Source organism: Paenibacillus sp. FSL F4-0122 (assembly GCF_038002845.1).
Classification (GTDB): Bacteria; Bacillota; Bacilli; order Paenibacillales; family Paenibacillaceae; genus Paenibacillus_AQ; species Paenibacillus_AQ odorifer.
The window spans coordinates 1-16,695 of record NZ_JBBODI010000001.1; the positions used below are offsets into that span (position 1 = coordinate 1).

The window sequence follows — 16,695 nt, forward strand, 5'->3', positions numbered from 1 at the left end:
TGCCTAATAACCAACAAGAAACTCATAATATCCAGGCGTGGTCTCTGATCAATCGCAAATACCTTGGACAAGGCGTTCGAGTCAAAAGATTTCGCCGTCCAAAGCGCAGCCAGATTAGAAACCGTGTGCTGCTTGCTGTATTGATGGCTAAGGATATCAAGCTGTCACGACTCGCAGAAGAGCTTGGTATATCCTCACGCAGTGTAAGCGCTTGGGTATACGAAGGTCGTATCCCTTCCAACAATAACATTGACAAGACCTGCCGCCTATTGGGGTACCCACCCCACATTCTGTTCAATGAAGCATTGATTCGTCAAAGCCCCATTGTATGTCAGCCTACACCCTCACGATTTATGAAAAGAAGTATTACCAGTTCACCGCGCAGCAATGTTATCCTGACCGGACTTTGTATGGTTTACGATTTCTCAGTAACGGATGTAAGTATTTGGATAGGCGTCCATCCCGGAACGTTTCGGAAATGGCTCCACAACAGCCATCTGCCGACCCCTGCTCTGCAGGAAAAAGCCGAAGCTTTCTTTCGGATTCCACGCCATATTCTATTTGCAGACTGCGGAACGCTCTAATACAATCCTCTCACAGAACACGTTTAACACAGCCCTTCTTCAAGAAATCATGAGAAGGGTTATTTGCCATACCTTTTTTTCTTAAAAAGAGGTCATACTACTGTATGTAGATACATTGTGTAGTACTAAAGAACGGGTCAGGAGGCGCAAGATGAAACTTAACGGAATACTGTCAAAGGGCTATACCGATACTTGGAATGTGGCCCCTGGTGTCATTGGACTTCGCACTATGTTTGTAAATGTCGCATTAATTGGCCAGCCCTCTTCGGATTGGGTTCTTGTAGATACTGGTCTTAGCTCATATACAGGCAATATTATTGATTTTGCTACGGAGCATTATGATAAGCCTCCGGTGGCAATTATCCTGACGCATGGGCATTTTGACCATATTGGGGGTGTGAAAAGGCTTGTTGAGGAATGGAACGTGCCTGTATATGCTCATCCGCTAGAACTACCTTTTCTGACAGGTAAAGAAGATTACCCTCCAGCCGATCCGGCCGTAGGCGGCGGGCTTATGAGCATGATATCCCCTTTATTTTCACATCATGGCATTGATCTTGGTTCAGCCGTTCACCCCTTGCCGGAAGACGGGACTGTCCCTGGTGCGAAGGGCTGGGAATGGATCCATACCCCTGGACATAGTCCCGGGCATATCTCCCTGTTCAGGCCTGAGGATAGAGTCCTGATCGCTGGTGATACGTTCCTTACGGTCAAACAGGAATCCGTATTTGCAGTGGCTACGCAGCATCAGGTGGTGCATGGCCCACCCTCTTATTTCACGACAGACTGGGAAGATGCCGAGAAATCAGTCCGTACCCTTGCCTTGCTGAATCCACATCTTGTTCTTTCGGGACATGGAGTACCCATGGAAGGTGAGGAGTTGTCTACCCAGCTTGCTCATTTATGCAAAAATTTCAAAGAAATGGCGCTACCGGGTCAAGGTAAATTTGTGTAAATAAGGTATTCCTGATCATCGAGCAGAGGTCTAGGGAAAAAGTCCCTATAATTCATTTGATATAGCCGATTCTACGGATATTCAACGAAATTATAGGGAGTTCCTCCCTATATTATTTGCTAAGTGCAGATTTACGTGCGACTATATATCTCAGTATGTATTGATGGTTTTTTCCAAGCGGCCCACATAATGTCTCCACACATGAGCCGGTCGTAATTATTTTCGTACCTGCAAAATGTTGTCTTAAATCTTCATCACTAAAAAAATGGGCATATTTTCCGTCTTTGTATTCGTAGGTTCCCGGTTCCAAAAGTGTTCCACAGCCGTTGTTCGCATCCTCATCGGAAAAACTGGTAAAATAGAGCAAGCCATCCGGCCGCAGCTGTTCCAGACAATTAGCTACGAGCCTGCGGCGATCCTCTTCGAGAAATAAATGCAACACGTCATAGCAGTAGACAGCATCAACCTGTACTTCAGAAATAGTATCTAATACGGAACCTGAGATAAAATGGCTCTTGGGATCCCATTCTGCCGCCATCCTTAACGCATCCTCGCTTAACTCAACGCCTAAGGTCTTAAACTCATCTGAGAACACATTCGTATTTCTTCCGTATCCCGCACCCGGGACTAAAACTGATTTCACGTCATATTGCCGAAATATCTCCCTTGCTGCCTGAGCTGTAGGACTAGGTTCACTCCCCCAGATCATGCCTTCCTGAGCAAATCTTCGACTCCAGTATTCGGACATAGATTAGACCTTCTTTTTAAATTTATTCGCTAATTTCATCGCAAGGAATTGAGGGATCAGGTTTAGCATACTAAAAAATAAAAACGATCCTGTAGGTCCAAGTGGTTTGAAAAACGTCCCGTCCCAACCGCCTTCTCCTGACAATTTGCTAATAAAATAATACGAAACAAACGCAGAAGCGATATTCCCAATGACTACAGCAATTATATTATTAGACCATTTTCCCAAAAAAGCTATTAGCGATGTTATGACGATCATCATTAAATAACCAACTATTGAACCATTATTGAAATCTTTATCCATCGCGAAATATACAAATGGAAAACAGTACACACTAATGATCAGGAGATTTAATCCTAATTTTCTCACCGCATCCCCTCCTCAGCTAGTTTTTCACTCTATACCAATACTGATAAATCTCCTTAAAACCCAGCTTGTCATACAAGGCTGAAGCCCCCGTATTCGCTTGCACAACTTGCAGAAAGGAAGTTGTTGCTCCCTTTGCTCTACCCCAATTAAGCAACGCTAGCAGCAGCTGTTCCGCCATTCCCTTTCTACGATGAGCAGGGGAAGTGACAATATCATACAGACCCAAGTATCCATTCTGAATCACACCAAGTCCGCAGGCGGCAGGAACACCATGATTAAACAACAGGACATAACCCTGCTGCAAATGTGATGCAGACAACATTCTAGTTAAGGTTTCCCGGTTCTTGCCAGACAACCCGGTAAGCTCACTGAAGGCGTGCAGCCACTCTTCAGTCAAGCTCTCCTGCATCTGAACCGTATAACACAGATCGGGGCTCGCTAAGCCCCCCAGATCAAGAAGCCTTACCGATGAAGGCTCGACAATTGTATAACCGCGATCCGCAAGCATCTCATCAAGCTTTGCCGGCTGGATATAGGGGGTTATTTTGAACACTGGCTGTAGTCCAGCATGCTCATAATACCGCTCCGCAAGCTTGATTTGTTCTGCGAGATCAACCTGAGAGCTGTCAGCCCCGTATAATGGATTGACCGAATTGGCCCTTTTTGTATAACCAGCTGCCGTACGTAGAATCCAGCCCTGCAGGAGAACGCTCTGCTCCGCAGGCCAAGTATTAAGTGTGATTTCTTCTATGAATTTATACAGCTTATTCCTCTCCTCTTGAAGCACGTTTGTTACGCATCGCAGGCAGTAATTTCACAGTTCCCTCCTCTTGGGAAGTGAAATAGTCATATTCGGGAGACTCTTTGCCATAAAGAGCTATTTTACCCTCACCGTTATAGTGAACACCCCAACCAAACCGCTTCGGCAGCAGTGAAGCCCTTAGACAAGGATGATTTTTGGAAAATAGCTCGTTCCATATTTGTTCCTTACGGGCCAAACGTTCTTCCTGTGGAATTTGTTTATGGCGCACATGAACCTCGTACAGAAGTTCTTCATGATTGTATTTGTAGGGCTCATTAATTAACAGTTCATATTGAATCACATGTGCAGGCGGGAGCGTTCGGCAAGACATCGGAGGAACTCCGATTTCCTCAGGGCAGTCCTCTGCTACACGAATAAAAGTATCGGTATAGCTCATTTGCATCACCTCCATATTAAATAGAAATATATTCCTTCTATGATAAATCATTTTCCTATTCTTAGCATAGCCGAATTTTCTAAAGTCCATGATGGATGAGCAGCAAAAACGGCCAATCCTCTAAACTACGGAGGATTGGCCGTTCTCATTTACCAACTCGACTTGGTAATACCCGGAATCTGGCCTTTATGCGCCAATTCGCGGAATACAATTCGGGAAACATTAAATTTGCGCAAATAACCTCGAGGTCTGCCAGACACTTGGCATCTATTTTTTTGACGAGTTGCGGAGGAATCACGTGGCAGCTTTTGCAAAGCCATATAGTCCCCTTGTTCCTTTAGTTCTTTTCTTTTAACAGCGTATTTGGCGACTAGTGCTTGTCTCTTCAATTCTTTCACAACTTTAGATTTCTTGGCCATGTTCGTTCTCCTTCCATCCTTTAAATCTACTCGTTCAATGCACTCTTCAAGGCTTCCAGGTTCTGACGCATGATTCCTAAATAATCCAGGTTTTGACTGCGATCTTCCTCTGTTAATCCTTCAATTGGGTTTAGAACGGCTGCTTTGGCACCAATCTCTTTTGCTATTGTGTCTGCCACACTGGAGGATACAAGTGTCTCGAAGAAAATCGTCTTCACTTTATGCTCTTTCGCAAACTCCACAATCTTACTCATATTTGCGGCAGAAGGCTCCTGCTCCGGAGATAGTCCGGCAATCGGGACCTGAGTTAATCCATACTGCTTGGCAAGGTAACCAAAAGCCGCATGCTGAGTGATAAAATCCTTGCGTTTAGTATCCTTAAGACCGTCCTTAAATTCTTGATCCAGTTGCTCCAGCTTAGCTACATAAGCATCTGCATTTGTCTTAAAATCCTCGGCATGTTCAGGTGCGGCAGCAGCTAAAGCTGCTTCAATGTTACGCACTTCTTGAATGGCTAGTGTAGGATTGAGCCACACATGCGGATCTAATCCACCGTGATCATGCGAATGCTCTTCATGAGCATGTTCTCCTTCTTCATGCGCATGTTCTCCTTCTTCATGAGCATGCTCCCCTTCTTCATGAGCATGCTCTCCTTCTTCATGAGCATGTTCTCCTTCTTCATGAGCATGTTCTCCTTCTTCATGGTGGTGGTCAGCTTCTTCCTCTTCCGTGCCTTCCATGATGTCCAGACCCTTGCTCGCTTCTACAGTAATTAACGGAGTGCCAGATACACTTTCCAGCACCTGGTCTACCCAGCCTTCCATTCCTGCGCCATTATAGATCAGCATATCCGCATCTGAGATTTCTGCCATATCTTGTGCAGTCGGTTCCCAATCATGGGGTTCGATTCCTGCCGGTATGAGTGCTTCCACGTCCGCCAGATCTCCTGCCACATTTTTGGTAAACTCGTAAATTGGATAGAAACTGACTTTAATATTTAGTTTAGATGACTCTGGAAGGGCTGTGGCTTCTGCGGCTCCAGAAGCATTCGTAGTAGTAGAAGAATTACTGGCATTATTATTACCGCAACCTGCGGCAATAAGTAACGCGGACAGGGACAAAATGGCTAAATGATGGATTCTAAATTTCATTGAGAGTTGTAACTCCTTTTCTGGAAATAGATTTATGAATTCGCCGACGATTTCTAAGTCGGATCAGCTTCTGTACCAAAATTGCGATTAATAAGAACGATAGCAGTATAAGAGCAATCGTCCCACCAGGCGGTGTATTGATGTAATACGAGGCACTTAGGCCACTAAAAACGCCGAGTAACCCTACGCCAATTGATATCAATATAGCTGTCGTGAAACCAGACGCTATACGCAAGGCAATCGAAGCTGGCAAAACAATAAGCGCTGAGACTAACAGCACTCCAACAACTGGCATCGCAGCAGCTACTGTCATTCCAGTTAGTACAGCAAACGAAAATGATAACCAGCCCACATGAACTCCACTGATACTAGCGGTCTCTTCATCAAAGGTCAGATTATATAAAGATCTGCGTAACACAATAAAATAGACCAGACCGATTACAGCAACCACAGCGATAATCTTTAGTTGAGTGTCGCTGACCGCAACGATGGAACCAAACAGATAGGAACTGAAGCTTTTACTTAAATTCTGCTTTAAGCTCATAAGTACAACTGCCAATGCTAATCCAGAGGTCATAATAATAGCTACCGGAAGCTCGCTATATGTACGATAAGAACGTCGAAGCTGTTCGATGACAATACCACCGAGAATCGCCACCATGAAACCACTTAGTGCCGGATTAAGCTGAAGTATTGAGCCTAGTGCTACTCCTGCAAGCGAAACATGAGAGAGGGTATCCGCCATTAGGACCTGACGGCGAAGCATGAGATATACCCCGAGCAGCGGACCAATAATGCCAATTAAACCACCGGCCCAAAATGCACGTTGCATGAATTCGTAACTAAACATTGCCAACCCTCATTCTCCTTTCGTTCCAGGCTGATCAACGTATCCAGATAGGAACTGGTCTCTTCCAGGCCATGCGTCACCATGATTACGGTCCGGCCGTGTTCACTGACATCATGGCGCATCAGCTTATAGAACCCAATGCGACTGTCCAGATCCATTCCCGTAGTAGGTTCATCGAGAACCAATATCTGCGGCTGTTGTGCCAATGCTCGAGCGATGCAAATCCGCTGCTTCTGGCCGCCTGACAGTTCTCCTATCTTCCGGTCTCGCAAATGCCACATATCCACCTGCTTTAAACTTCGCTCGACGATCTCGTCCTGCTCAGGTGTAAAGCGTCTAAATAATCCCAGCCTTGGATAACAACCCGAGCGAACCAGTTCGATCACCTTACTTGGGAATCCTGCGTTAAAAGAAGCTACCTGCTGTGGAACATAGCCGATAACCATCTTTCCGTTATCTGATAACTCTTTATTCAACTGAACCGTTCCACTCCATGGACAAAGCAGGCCGAGCATTAGCTTCAGCAGGGTGGTCTTAGCAGCTCCATTGGGTCCCGTTATACCAATAAACTGTCCGGTATGAATATCTAATGAAATGTTATCAAGGACAGCTTCATCCCCATACCCGAACACTACATTCCGCATGGATGATAGGATCATCGTGCCTCGCCTCCCTTCTGACTGATGTTATGTCCATCTCGGATTAAATCGTAAGTATTACGATTTAACAAATTTGATAATATCGTAATCATTACGATTTGTAAACCCAAAATTAAAAATTAATCGTAATAATAACTATTAGACCTCTTTTTCATACAGCAAAAATCCGGAATCCCACCTTCTGGATTCCGGATTTCCATCGCTAATTTACTAAGTATCTATTCCTCAGCAGCCGCAAGGAGTTCTTCAACAGGCCACGGAAGTGGATTGTTGAACTTTGTCCAATCCTGCTTCAGCTCCTCCACCGTCAGCAAACATCTGTCCAATCTGGCTTCGAGTTGTGCCTGATCTATATTTACACCGATAAATACGATTTCATTTATTCTATCGCCCCACTGCTCGTCCCATTTCGCCTGCAGCTCAGGTTCGCTTTCCAGTACCTCCAGCTGCTGATCCTTAGGCATTGTAGCCAACCAGTAGCCAGCAGGTCCGAACTGAATGGAAGGTCCTGCCTGACTTATAGTAGCTGCAAGATCACCTTTTGCAGCTACCCATGCCACACCTTTTGCCCGAACGACCTCTTCCGGCCAGTTGCTAAAGAAAAAACTTAATCTTTGCGGGTGGAAAGGTGTTCTCCGGCGATAAACAAAAGAAGAAATTCCGTATTCCTCCGTTTCAGGGGTATGGGTCTCTTTATTCAGCTCCGCGATCCAACCAGAGGATAAGCTTGTTTTCTCAAAATCAAACAATCCGGTATTCAGAATTTCCTTCGGATCTACTACGCCGTTAATCGTGCGGATCAGCTTGGCAGACGGTTGAAGCTTACGGAGCACAGCTTCAAGCTTGTTGAGTTCATCTTCTTTCAACAGATCACACTTATTAAGCAGCAAGACATCACAAGTTTCGATCTGATCAATAAGCAGATCCACAATATCGCGGAAATCTCCTTCGCCAGCCGTTTGGTTGCGGTCCATCAGACTATCACCAGAAGAGAAGTCATGCCAGAAACGCCCAGCATCCACAACAGTCACCATCGTGTCTAATTGAGCAAGCGAAGTCAAATCAATATCCAACTCGGGATTGGCATAGGTAAAGGTCTGTGCCACTGGTACAGGTTCGCTAATGCCTGAGGATTCAATCAGGATGTAATCAAATCGCCCTTCCGCAGCCAGCTTTTGTACTTCGACAATCAAATCATCACGAAGCGTACAACAGATGCAACCATTAGACATCTCAACTAATTTCTCTTCTGTTCTAGAAAGCGTATTTCCGGACTTCACCAGATTCGCATCCACATTGACTTCACTCATGTCATTTACAATAACAGCTACTTTAAGCCCGTCACGGTTGTGCAGAATATGATTCAGCAGCGTTGTTTTCCCAGAGCCCAAATATCCACTGAGCACGGTAACAGGGAGCTTTTTCATCTATATCACTCCTATCGTTTATAAAATCAAGATTAAAAGCCTCCGCCCTTAACGGGTTTCGCGATGTAAGGTTACTCTCTTTAGGCGTGGACAATATTTTTTCATTTCCATACGCCCTGGATGATTTCGCTTATTCTTGGTAGTGGTATAGTTGCGATCTCCTGTCTCCGTACATGCCAAAGTAATGATTACTCTCATCGTTTCCATCTCCTTTTGATTAAATCGTAATAATTACGATTAACACATCGTACACGGTTTATTCACAATCTGTCAACTATGATCTTGTAAAAATTTCAACTCTCTTAATTTTGTGGTCTTTCTGGTGGACAAATTACGTATAGATGGAATTATAAAAAATATGATTCTTGTAATTCCTAGAGAATCAGGCAGGAGTGGAGATCATGAAGATACCAGTAATTATTTTGAGCGGGTTTCTGGGGAGCGGGAAGACAACTCTGCTGTTGTCCCTGCTGAAAGAAAGCAAGGTAAGAGGGCTGAATCCAGGAGTAGTAATGAATGAACTGGGCAAACGGGATGTGGACGGGTATATTCTGCAGGAGCATACCGGTACAGCTGTAACTAAACTGCTGGACGGATGCGTATGTTGTAGCCGTAAAGAGGATTTGGCAGATAGCCTGATGGTGCTGCTGAGAGGACGTCCAGATGCCATTTACATGGAGTTGACCGGCGTCGCCGATCCTGAAGAAATCGCCAAAACGTTGCAGGAAACCCCTCTACAGGATCTGGTGGAGCTGCACTATACCATCACTCTGTTAGATGCGGAAAATGCTCTGGAATATAACAGCAGACTCTCCTCTGACAAACAGCTCGTTCGGACCCTGCGTAAGCAGCTCTCCACAGCTGATCTTATTGTCGTTAATAAAAGCGATCTCGTAGAGCCGGAAACCTTATGGAGAATTGAAAAGGGAGTTCGTAAACAAAATACGGAGGCTGAAATTGTATACACCCATTACAGTGAAATCAACCTGTCTCCGATATTGTCAGGAATAATCCCACGTAAAATTATAGCTCCGGCTCCACAGCGAGCGCCTCAAACCTTCAAAGGAGCATCACTGAAACAAATGCATTCAGAGCATGGGGGAACCGCTGTAAAAGAGCTGCATGAGGAGCAGCACGCTTCTTTCTCGCAGGTAACAGCCATCACGTTAACCATTCCGCAGGTAAGGACAACTATGCCTTCTAAAGAACGCCTAGAGGCCTTCTTCCAAGAATGGGGTGACAACCTGTTACGTGCCAAGGGGCATATTCTTTTGTCCGAACAGGAGCCGGTTCAGCTTGTCCAATATGCGGGGATGCGTACTACCTGGGAAGCCTCTCGTTATCCTGGTATGCCTTATGTGGTGTTCATCGGGATGAATATAGATGAAGAACAGCTGGCAGATCGGTGGTCCGCCTTATTCGAGTTTTGACTACCTTTTCACCATTAAAAATACTGCCGTTGCTCCTCCCGATCTCGTTCCTGATTATCATTGGCTTTGTATGGCTGCCGAATCATCTGGAACTGCTGGATAATGCATACATCGACACCTTCAAAACCGCTTTTATCGGCATATTGCTGGAAGCCTTGCCGTTTGTATTAGCAGGAGCATTGTTATCTTCACTGCTTCGCGTCTTTATCCCGGATGAAATGATTTCCCGGTGGATTCCGCGGCGACCTCTTCCGGCCATTCTGTTCGCATGTCTGCTCGGAATTATTTTTCCGGTCTGCGAATGTGGAATGATCCCGCTCGTCCGCCGACTTATCCATAAAGGTATGCCTGTTTACGTGGCTATCGTGTTTATTTTGTCCGGACCGATCCTAAATCCTGTCGTCTATGGGGCGACCATGACAGCATTTCGCAGCCACTCGGAGCTGGCCTATGCCCGTATGGGTCTGGCTTTTGTTGTAGCCTGTCTAATAGGTTTGATAATCTACGCAACGGTTAAAAAATCTCCCATCCGCCTAAATGTTCAGCGTGAAACGGGGGAAGCTCATCACAATAATTCTCGTGGGGGAAAAATAGCCGCTGTCTTCGTCCATACCTCAGATGAGTTTTTTGAGATGGGAAAATATTTAATTATCGGTTGCTTATTAACCGCTGGCATTCAGACATTTATGGTTCAAGACAGTCTGGCTGCGATCGGAGCTAAGCCGCTGGGTTCATATTTTTTCATGATGGGACTGGCATTTGTGCTCTCACTTTGTTCCACCTCAGATGCCTTTGTAGCTTCCACCTTCGTACATTCTTTTCCATCTGGTGCTCTGCTCGCTTTTATGGTATTCGGACCGATGCTGGATTTCAAAAATTCATTGATGTTGCTCTCACTGTTTAAGACCAAATTCGCTCTTTATTTGTTCTTTCTGATCTTCGCAAGCGTGTTTATTGGGGCGGTATTCATGTCCTTGTGGCTGTAATTCATAGAGGTGGTAAGCTGTTGCTTACAACATGGGTAGGAGGATAGAGCATGAATGACTCTCGAAGCATCCGGTTTCACTATTTGTTAAGGGCGGTCATTCTGCTCGCTTTCGCCCTCTATATCGGGCATCTGGTACAGCAGGACGCTTTGCATTATTATGTAGCGCCCAAGCTGGCACGCTGGGTTCAATTATGTCCAATCCCGCTGACACTTATGGCGCTCAGTCTGGCCGTACAGGCTTTATTTGGCAAGGGTAGTGTTCTCTGTGACTGCGAGCATCGGCTTCCACATTCTTTTTTCAAAAGTACAGCGCTATATGGATTATTCCTTTTTCCACTGCTGCTCGGATTTCTCCTTCCGGATCGCGCTTTGGGAAGTATGGCCGCTGCTAAAAAAGGAATCTCCCTATCCTCCTTGCCCACTGAAGCTAAAAATTCCGCGAGATTCGAGTCCATTGATCCTTACCATGAGGAGCTTACCGAGCTGGCCAAGATCCTTTATGTACAACCTGTGGTCCCAGTTTATTCAGCGATTTTCTCCGAAACCTTAGGTGCCCTTGAGATGTACAAACAACAATTTGCAGGCAAAGAAATTACTATTTCCGGCTTTTTATATCGTGATCAAGGTGAACATTCAGAGAATTCTTTTGCCATAGGTAGATTTCTGGTCCAATGCTGCACTGCCGATGCTACACCCTTTGGGATATTAGTGGATTCCGGCAAACTAAAAAGCCTGCCTACCGATACCTGGATAGAGGTCCGGGGCAAGCTTCAAGTTGTTCCCTATAAAGGTCAAGAAATTATGCAAATTAGTGCTGAGTCTATTACACCTATCAAACAACCCGCAACACCTTACATTTACACCAGTCCTGACTCTATCACCGCATGGAAAGAGTTAGAAGGTTCAACTAAGATTACTAAATAATCGCATCTAGCTCATCCTCATCATTCTCAGACTTATTAGGATTAAATACTTCTACCATAATACGGGCTGGAATACAAATAATTTGCTGTTTGGGTCTTGAGATGAACCCCATTTCCAAAGCAATTCTTAGGGGAGCATCAGAATAGGTCATTTGGATTCCATAATCAAACACCTTTAGCGTATTGTGGCCGAATTTCGTTTGAATATCTATAATTTGTTCTTCTTTAGTCAAAGAAACGGTTTTGTACTCTTTACCATCCACCGTAATTATAGCTTTCAAATCCCCTTGCTGATACTGCTCATTGCTGCTGTCCCACCACTTCATGCCATAAATCAAGCCCGCAGCTAACAAGGCTATCACAATAATTAAAATATCCCCGCGCTTCATTGTTAACAAGGTAAGAATCCTTTCATGACAAATAATATACGTAATGATTACGATTAATATCAATATATTAATCATAACCCTATTTGTCAATGATGCTCACCTAAACGAATTTGGGCAGACCATTCTCTTAATACCCGGTCGAGCTCTTTTATCGAGATGGGTTTAGAAATGAAATCCTGCATTCCAGCACTAAGACACATCATCTTATCTTCATCTCTTGCAAAAGCTGTAGCCGCAATGATAATTGGTGTCAGCCCAAGCTTCTCACGTATGATTCCCGTTGCTTCTATTCCATCCATAATAGGCATCTGAATATCCATAAATACCAGATCATAATGATTGGAAAGCACAGCCCGAACCGCTTCCTCACCATTTAAAGCGATGTCAGGAACATATCCCCTCTTTTTCAGATAAGCCTGCATAAGCTGCTGATTCACAGGATGATCTTCTGCAATAAGAATGGACATCGGTCCATACTCACCGGTAGTTAACTCTTTAGCAGCAGATTTATCATTTCTGACCACATCTGTTGAGGCGTTGACGGTCACTTTCTGATCCCATTCCTCTTTAGGTAGAGAGACTTCCACTGTAAAATAAAACTCCGAGCCTTCATCCTCACAGCTATTGACACCGATAGATCCGCCAAGAAGCTCGGCCAGCTTTTTACTTATGGCAAGTCCAAGCCCAGTTCCGCCATATTTACGATTGATCGACGGATGCAATTGCGAGAAGGATTGAAATAATAAACCTTGGCTGGAAACTGGAATCCCCAACCCTGTATCTTTTACGATAAATTTCACGATAAGATTTCCGGATGCCTCTGAAGCTTCTAACATAACAGAGATACTGATTTCACCTGTCTCCGTAAATTTCACTGCGTTCCCAACCAGATTTACGAGAATTTGACGCAATCTCGCCCCATCAGTCATGATGACGGCTGGAAGCTCAGGAGATAGCTCGCTAGTAAGTAAAAGCCCTTTCTCCTTAACCTTCGGATAAAACAGTTCACAAACGTTCTGTATCACTTCATGCAAATCCACCATTTGCAGTTCAAGCGTCATCATGCCTGCTTCAATTTTGCTGAAATCCAGCACTTCATTCAGAATGTGAAGCAATGCCTCACCGCTTTTGTTAATGATCTGTGTGTAGTAGCTTTGCTCTTCATCCAGCTCCGTCCCAGATAAAAGATCAGCCATCCCAATAATGCCGTTCATAGGCGTGCGCAGCTCATGGCTCATGATCGCTAGGAACTCCGATTTTGCCCGGTCCGCTTCCTCCGCAGACTCCTTCGCCCGCACAATCTCCTTCTCCTCCGTAATATCTCGAAAGACGACAACCGCCCCAATCCGTTCATCACCATCAAACAGTGGGGTCATTCGATATCTGACTAAAAAGCTTGAACCATCCTGCCTCCAAAACACCCCCTCCCTATCTTCAATAGTGAGATTACTGGAGCGTGAAGGAAGCAGCGTCTTCTGAATTCCTGTAAAAGACTCGTTATCCAGCCAGGTTTGGTGAATCGCATGAAATTTGCTGTTTCCCCACTCAGTAGGATCGAATCCCAACATAGTAATGGCTGCTGGATTAATGAACATCGTATTGCCTTCAAGGTTCATCCCAAATATGCCTTCAGAGACCGAATTCAAGATCAGCGCATACTCGTTACTTAATTTCTGTATTTCTTCAAAATGACGCGTACGTTCCCCAATGTCGCGGGTTACACAGACAAGCTCCTGATTCCCGCAGGTCTCAGAGTAAATATACCGCAGAGTCGTTTCTGTCCAAATAAAGGTTCCGTCTTTGCAAAAAAACCGGAGAATAACAGGCTCAAGCTTCTTCCCTTCCATACAATTGCTGAGATATGAAGTTAATTTGATTCTGTCCTCCGGATGTATGTAATCAATCCCTCTAGTTCCGCACATTTCTTCTGGTGCATAGCCAAACATAGTCTGGCAGATGGGTGAGGCATACAGATAGGTAAAGCTCCCGTCCGCTGCATTACGTGAAATGAAGTCCATAGAATTTTCTGAGATCAGACGATAGTTCTGCTCACTTTCCCGCAGTTGTTCTTCCATTCGTTGACGTTCGGTCACATCCTGGGCTATCCCGCTGATCTGCAGCAGTCTTCCTTCTTCATCTGTAATCACTTCCCAGTGCACATCCAGAAACTTCAGCTCTCCATCCGCACTATGAATACGGACCGTTGCTTCGCCATTAGTCCCATTCTCCATGGATTGATGTACTAACTGTTCAAGTCTGATGAAATCGTCAGGATCAATGCAAGCAAAAACACGTCTGTAATCAAAATAAGAATGATTGCTCTCATCTTCCAAAAAGCCAAAAATATTACGCATCTCTCTGGAAACCGTCAGCCGTGATTTTGTCATATCCCATTCCCAGGATCCCATCTTCGCAAGGTGTTGAGCTTTAGCCAGCATATCCTCGTATTTCTTGCGCTGAGTAATATCGCGACCAATGGTTAATATCTGTTTAATGTTCCCCTGCTCATCACGTACCACTTGGGAAGAACTCTCGATCCACAAATAATGTCCATCTTTATGACGGGCTCTACGAGTAAATACGTCCGTATCCGAATATAGCTTGCCTTGTTCAATCATCTCAAGAGCATCATCTACGTGATAATACTCGGGTCTTTTGGTACCTATCATTTCTTGTGCAGAATAACCTAACAGCAGCTCCACTGAGGGAGATACGTAGTGCAGTGTTCCGTCAGGATCGCCAAAAGAAATCATATCCGGTGTATTTTGCGTGATCAAATTATATAAATGCTCATCTTCCTGAATCTTCTGTTCAGCAAGTTTTCGGTCAGTGATATCCGTTAACTCAGAAATCAGGACATAGGGTTCACTGGAATTCTCCTGATAGATTAAAAATATATGTTGGGCTACCCAGATGATTTCGCCATCCTTACGCAAAAACCGCCGTTCTTTCTCCAATGCAGTCCCAGGCTCAGCTAGCAGATCGTTCAGGATAACGGAATGATCGTTATTAGTTTTATCTTCCGGATACACAAGATCCAGATAATTTATATTCAAAAGATCTTCTTCTGCATAACCAAACATTTGGCATAGCGCAGGATTCGATTGTAATAACGTCCCATCCTTCGGAGAGACTACCGCAATCCCGATAGAAGACCGTAAGTATAGCTGCTTAAAAAGAAAATCAGACACCTGTAAGCCTCCTCTTTTGAAAATGGGGGACTATATTAACAAACTTGTAATAATTTCAGTATACCTTTTTTTCGGTAAATAAGCTTGATAGTTGAGTCCTAAATGATAGACTGGTAAATTTCGCAGTAAAACTGCGCAAAAATAAACAGCAAGTCTCCCTTTGAAAAGGAAACTTGCCGTGTGTGCATGTTACAACTCTAAAGTCCTATTCTATTATCAAATTTTCCAGCTGAAGCTTCTTAATTTTCTTACGGATAGGTGCACCAATAATTAAAAAAACAAGACCTAACAAAATCAACATTCCGCCCATTATTACGTTTACTATACTGAGATCCTGTGATGAAAAAGAATAATTTATTACACCAATCATCACATTAAATAGACCTAAAATCAACTCTAGCCACATTACAGATTTCCATAACCTGTTGATTCGCTTATAGTGTTTTATTCTGGATTCCAGATCTGTGTAAATATCAAACGGACCTTCTCCCGACTTCTTTCTAAGGTAAACCCAGCGCATGTAAGTACTAACACAATCTATACCGTTTTCCTCTAAAAACTTGAGATATTTGATGCTATCCGGATGATCAGGCATGTTATCTAAAAGCTCAATTCTATACGTGTACTCATTATTGGGGGTCTCTGTAAACACATATTTGCACCAAGATAATTCTGATAGAGCCATCCCCTTCGCAGACATTTCATTAAGCCACTTTTCTTCCTTCTCATAATCCCAAATCAGCTTGCGAACCACATGTTTCATTTGGACTCACCTCCAGCTATTCTCTTCCCATTCGCTATCAATTCTTCCAGACGGATAATCTCTCCCTGAATCACTGACTTTCCTAAGTCGGTAATTTCGTATTCTTTTCGACGGGAACCTTGCTCCCCTTCCACTGCTTTTATCCAGCCTTTTTCCAGTAAAGTGTTAAGTGCTCCGTATAAAGTGCCCGCGCCCAGATCAACCCGACCGTTACTTAAGTCCTTCACATTCTGCATAATTGCGTATCCGTGCATTGCTGTATATAGAGACAATAAGATATAAAATACAGCTTCAGTTAATGCGCCTCTTTCTGTGCTTTCAGGCATCATTTCATCTCCAATCTATTACTGTTGTCGATATATCGGCTTCCGTAATACCATTATTAAGGAAGCCGATATAATTGTCAATACAAAAACACCCATTTTATTCTTCGCAGCGATTATGAGCGCAACAAAAAAACCGCCCAGCACTTAGCTTAGGACGGATTTTGGAGGCGTTGCTATTTGACGGATGGATGGTCTCCGCATGAATGCTGCTGATTAGATCGACGCTGTTTATTTGCACGAAAACTAATTTATTTGCATGCAAGACTGATTCATCTACTTGACTGCCGCTCATCTGGATGACCGCTACTCAGCAGATAGATACTC

At 44.2% G+C, this 16,695-nt stretch carries 19 protein-coding genes; 5 read left to right on the top strand and 14 right to left on the bottom strand.

Annotation, left to right across the window (positions count from 1 at the left end; translation table 11 throughout):
• A partial coding sequence (locus MHH49_RS00005) for a helix-turn-helix domain-containing protein (protein WP_341137818.1) occupies positions 1 to 584 on the top strand: 584 nt, incomplete at its 5' end.
• 151 nt (positions 585 to 735) lie between these two features.
• The gene (locus tag MHH49_RS00010) at positions 736 to 1,539 is read left to right on the top strand and encodes an MBL fold metallo-hydrolase (protein WP_038569792.1); all 804 of its coding nucleotides are present in this window, start codon (positions 736 to 738) and stop codon (positions 1,537 to 1,539) included.
• Between the two features lie 112 nt (positions 1,540 to 1,651).
• Here the strand turns inward: MHH49_RS00010 and MHH49_RS00015 are convergent, their stop codons facing one another.
• The 10 genes from MHH49_RS00015 to rpmG form a co-directional block, all read right to left on the bottom strand.
• Complete coding sequence (locus MHH49_RS00015) at positions 1,652 to 2,287, bottom strand: class I SAM-dependent methyltransferase (RefSeq protein WP_341137819.1); 636 nt, start codon at positions 2,285 to 2,287, stop codon at positions 1,652 to 1,654.
• Between the two features lie 3 nt (positions 2,288 to 2,290).
• Positions 2,291 to 2,656: a hypothetical protein gene (locus tag MHH49_RS00020; RefSeq protein WP_076296074.1), complete on the bottom strand. Its 366-nt coding sequence runs from the start codon at positions 2,654 to 2,656 to the stop codon at positions 2,291 to 2,293.
• A 16-nt stretch (positions 2,657 to 2,672) separates the two neighbouring features.
• A complete protein-coding gene (locus tag MHH49_RS00025) occupies positions 2,673 to 3,443 on the bottom strand; it encodes a GNAT family N-acetyltransferase (protein ID WP_081382350.1) in 771 nt (256 codons plus the stop codon).
• The gene (locus MHH49_RS00030; protein WP_080742457.1) at positions 3,421 to 3,855 is read right to left on the bottom strand and encodes a DUF6157 family protein; all 435 of its coding nucleotides are present in this window, start codon (positions 3,853 to 3,855) and stop codon (positions 3,421 to 3,423) included. Before MHH49_RS00030 ends, MHH49_RS00025 begins: the two co-directional genes overlap by 23 nt.
• A gap of 149 nt (positions 3,856 to 4,004) precedes the next feature.
• Positions 4,005 to 4,274, bottom strand: a complete 270-nt coding sequence (gene rpsN, locus MHH49_RS00035; protein ID WP_038569786.1) for a 30S ribosomal protein S14 — start codon at positions 4,272 to 4,274, stop codon at positions 4,005 to 4,007.
• Between the two features lie 26 nt (positions 4,275 to 4,300).
• The gene (locus tag MHH49_RS00040; RefSeq protein ID WP_076140913.1) at positions 4,301 to 5,425 is read right to left on the bottom strand and encodes a metal ABC transporter substrate-binding protein; all 1,125 of its coding nucleotides are present in this window, start codon (positions 5,423 to 5,425) and stop codon (positions 4,301 to 4,303) included.
• Positions 5,415 to 6,281, bottom strand: a complete 867-nt coding sequence (locus MHH49_RS00045) for a metal ABC transporter permease (protein ID WP_076098466.1) — start codon at positions 6,279 to 6,281, stop codon at positions 5,415 to 5,417. Before MHH49_RS00045 ends, MHH49_RS00040 begins: the two co-directional genes overlap by 11 nt.
• A complete protein-coding gene (locus MHH49_RS00050) occupies positions 6,227 to 6,934 on the bottom strand; it encodes a metal ABC transporter ATP-binding protein (RefSeq protein ID WP_341120909.1) in 708 nt (235 codons plus the stop codon). Before MHH49_RS00050 ends, MHH49_RS00045 begins: the two co-directional genes overlap by 55 nt.
• A gap of 218 nt (positions 6,935 to 7,152) precedes the next feature.
• Positions 7,153 to 8,361, bottom strand: a complete 1,209-nt coding sequence (locus tag MHH49_RS00055) for a GTP-binding protein (RefSeq protein ID WP_036679375.1) — start codon at positions 8,359 to 8,361, stop codon at positions 7,153 to 7,155.
• A gap of 48 nt (positions 8,362 to 8,409) precedes the next feature.
• Positions 8,410 to 8,559 (bottom strand): 50S ribosomal protein L33, encoded by a 150-nt coding sequence (gene rpmG, locus MHH49_RS00060; RefSeq protein ID WP_076098468.1) that lies wholly within the window; start codon positions 8,557 to 8,559, stop codon positions 8,410 to 8,412.
• A gap of 203 nt (positions 8,560 to 8,762) precedes the next feature.
• Between rpmG and MHH49_RS00065 the strand changes: the two genes are divergently transcribed.
• Genes MHH49_RS00065 through MHH49_RS00075 form a run of 3 tightly spaced genes read left to right on the top strand, consistent with a single transcriptional unit; the run spans position 8,763 to position 11,703 of the window.
• Positions 8,763 to 9,791, top strand: a complete 1,029-nt coding sequence (locus tag MHH49_RS00065) for a CobW family GTP-binding protein (RefSeq protein WP_036679372.1) — start codon at positions 8,763 to 8,765, stop codon at positions 9,789 to 9,791.
• Positions 9,788 to 10,777, top strand: a complete 990-nt coding sequence (locus MHH49_RS00070) for a permease (protein ID WP_038569780.1) — start codon at positions 9,788 to 9,790, stop codon at positions 10,775 to 10,777. Before MHH49_RS00065 ends, MHH49_RS00070 begins: the two co-directional genes overlap by 4 nt.
• A 50-nt stretch (positions 10,778 to 10,827) precedes the next feature.
• The gene (locus tag MHH49_RS00075; RefSeq protein WP_076098469.1) at positions 10,828 to 11,703 is read left to right on the top strand and encodes a TIGR03943 family putative permease subunit; all 876 of its coding nucleotides are present in this window, start codon (positions 10,828 to 10,830) and stop codon (positions 11,701 to 11,703) included.
• Here MHH49_RS00075 and MHH49_RS00080 read toward each other — a convergent pair.
• The 4 genes from MHH49_RS00080 to MHH49_RS00095 all read right to left on the bottom strand — a co-directional run bounded on the left by MHH49_RS00080 (position 11,696) and on the right by MHH49_RS00095 (position 16,371).
• Entirely contained in the window at positions 11,696 to 12,091 is a 396-nt protein-coding gene (locus MHH49_RS00080) for a NusG domain II-containing protein (RefSeq protein WP_036679457.1), read from the bottom strand. The genes MHH49_RS00075 and MHH49_RS00080 overlap by 8 nt on opposite strands.
• A gap of 86 nt (positions 12,092 to 12,177) precedes the next feature.
• The gene (locus MHH49_RS00085) at positions 12,178 to 15,282 is read right to left on the bottom strand and encodes a PAS domain-containing hybrid sensor histidine kinase/response regulator (RefSeq protein WP_076107473.1); all 3,105 of its coding nucleotides are present in this window, start codon (positions 15,280 to 15,282) and stop codon (positions 12,178 to 12,180) included.
• A 205-nt stretch (positions 15,283 to 15,487) separates the two neighbouring features.
• Positions 15,488 to 16,045, bottom strand: a complete 558-nt coding sequence (locus MHH49_RS00090; RefSeq protein ID WP_036679361.1) for a DUF2812 domain-containing protein — start codon at positions 16,043 to 16,045, stop codon at positions 15,488 to 15,490.
• Positions 16,042 to 16,371, bottom strand: coding sequence for a PadR family transcriptional regulator (locus tag MHH49_RS00095; RefSeq protein WP_036679357.1), 330 nt, complete (start codon positions 16,369 to 16,371; stop codon positions 16,042 to 16,044). Before MHH49_RS00095 ends, MHH49_RS00090 begins: the two co-directional genes overlap by 4 nt.
• Positions 16,372 to 16,695: the final 324 nt, after the last annotated feature.

Coding starts and splice junctions, on each gene's coding strand:
- MHH49_RS00010 (WP_038569792.1), top strand. CDS start 736: ATGAAACTTAACGGAATACTGTCAAAGGGCTATACCGATACTTGGAAT.
- MHH49_RS00040 (WP_076140913.1), bottom strand. CDS start 5,425: ATGAAATTTAGAATCCATCATTTAGCCATTTTGTCCCTGTCCGCGTTA.
- MHH49_RS00080 (WP_036679457.1), bottom strand. CDS start 12,091: ATGAAGCGCGGGGATATTTTAATTATTGTGATAGCCTTGTTAGCTGCG.
- MHH49_RS00090 (WP_036679361.1), bottom strand. CDS start 16,045: ATGAAACATGTGGTTCGCAAGCTGATTTGGGATTATGAGAAGGAAGAA.
- MHH49_RS00075 (WP_076098469.1), top strand. CDS start 10,828: ATGAATGACTCTCGAAGCATCCGGTTTCACTATTTGTTAAGGGCGGTC.
- MHH49_RS00050 (WP_341120909.1), bottom strand. CDS start 6,934: ATGATCCTATCATCCATGCGGAATGTAGTGTTCGGGTATGGGGATGAA.
- rpmG (WP_076098468.1), bottom strand. CDS start 8,559: ATGAGAGTAATCATTACTTTGGCATGTACGGAGACAGGAGATCGCAAC.
- MHH49_RS00095 (WP_036679357.1), bottom strand. CDS start 16,371: ATGCCTGAAAGCACAGAAAGAGGCGCATTAACTGAAGCTGTATTTTAT.
- MHH49_RS00015 (WP_341137819.1), bottom strand. CDS start 2,287: ATGTCCGAATACTGGAGTCGAAGATTTGCTCAGGAAGGCATGATCTGG.
- rpsN (WP_038569786.1), bottom strand. CDS start 4,274: ATGGCCAAGAAATCTAAAGTTGTGAAAGAATTGAAGAGACAAGCACTA.
- MHH49_RS00055 (WP_036679375.1), bottom strand. CDS start 8,361: ATGAAAAAGCTCCCTGTTACCGTGCTCAGTGGATATTTGGGCTCTGGG.
- MHH49_RS00065 (WP_036679372.1), top strand. CDS start 8,763: ATGAAGATACCAGTAATTATTTTGAGCGGGTTTCTGGGGAGCGGGAAG.
- MHH49_RS00030 (WP_080742457.1), bottom strand. CDS start 3,855: ATGAGCTATACCGATACTTTTATTCGTGTAGCAGAGGACTGCCCTGAG.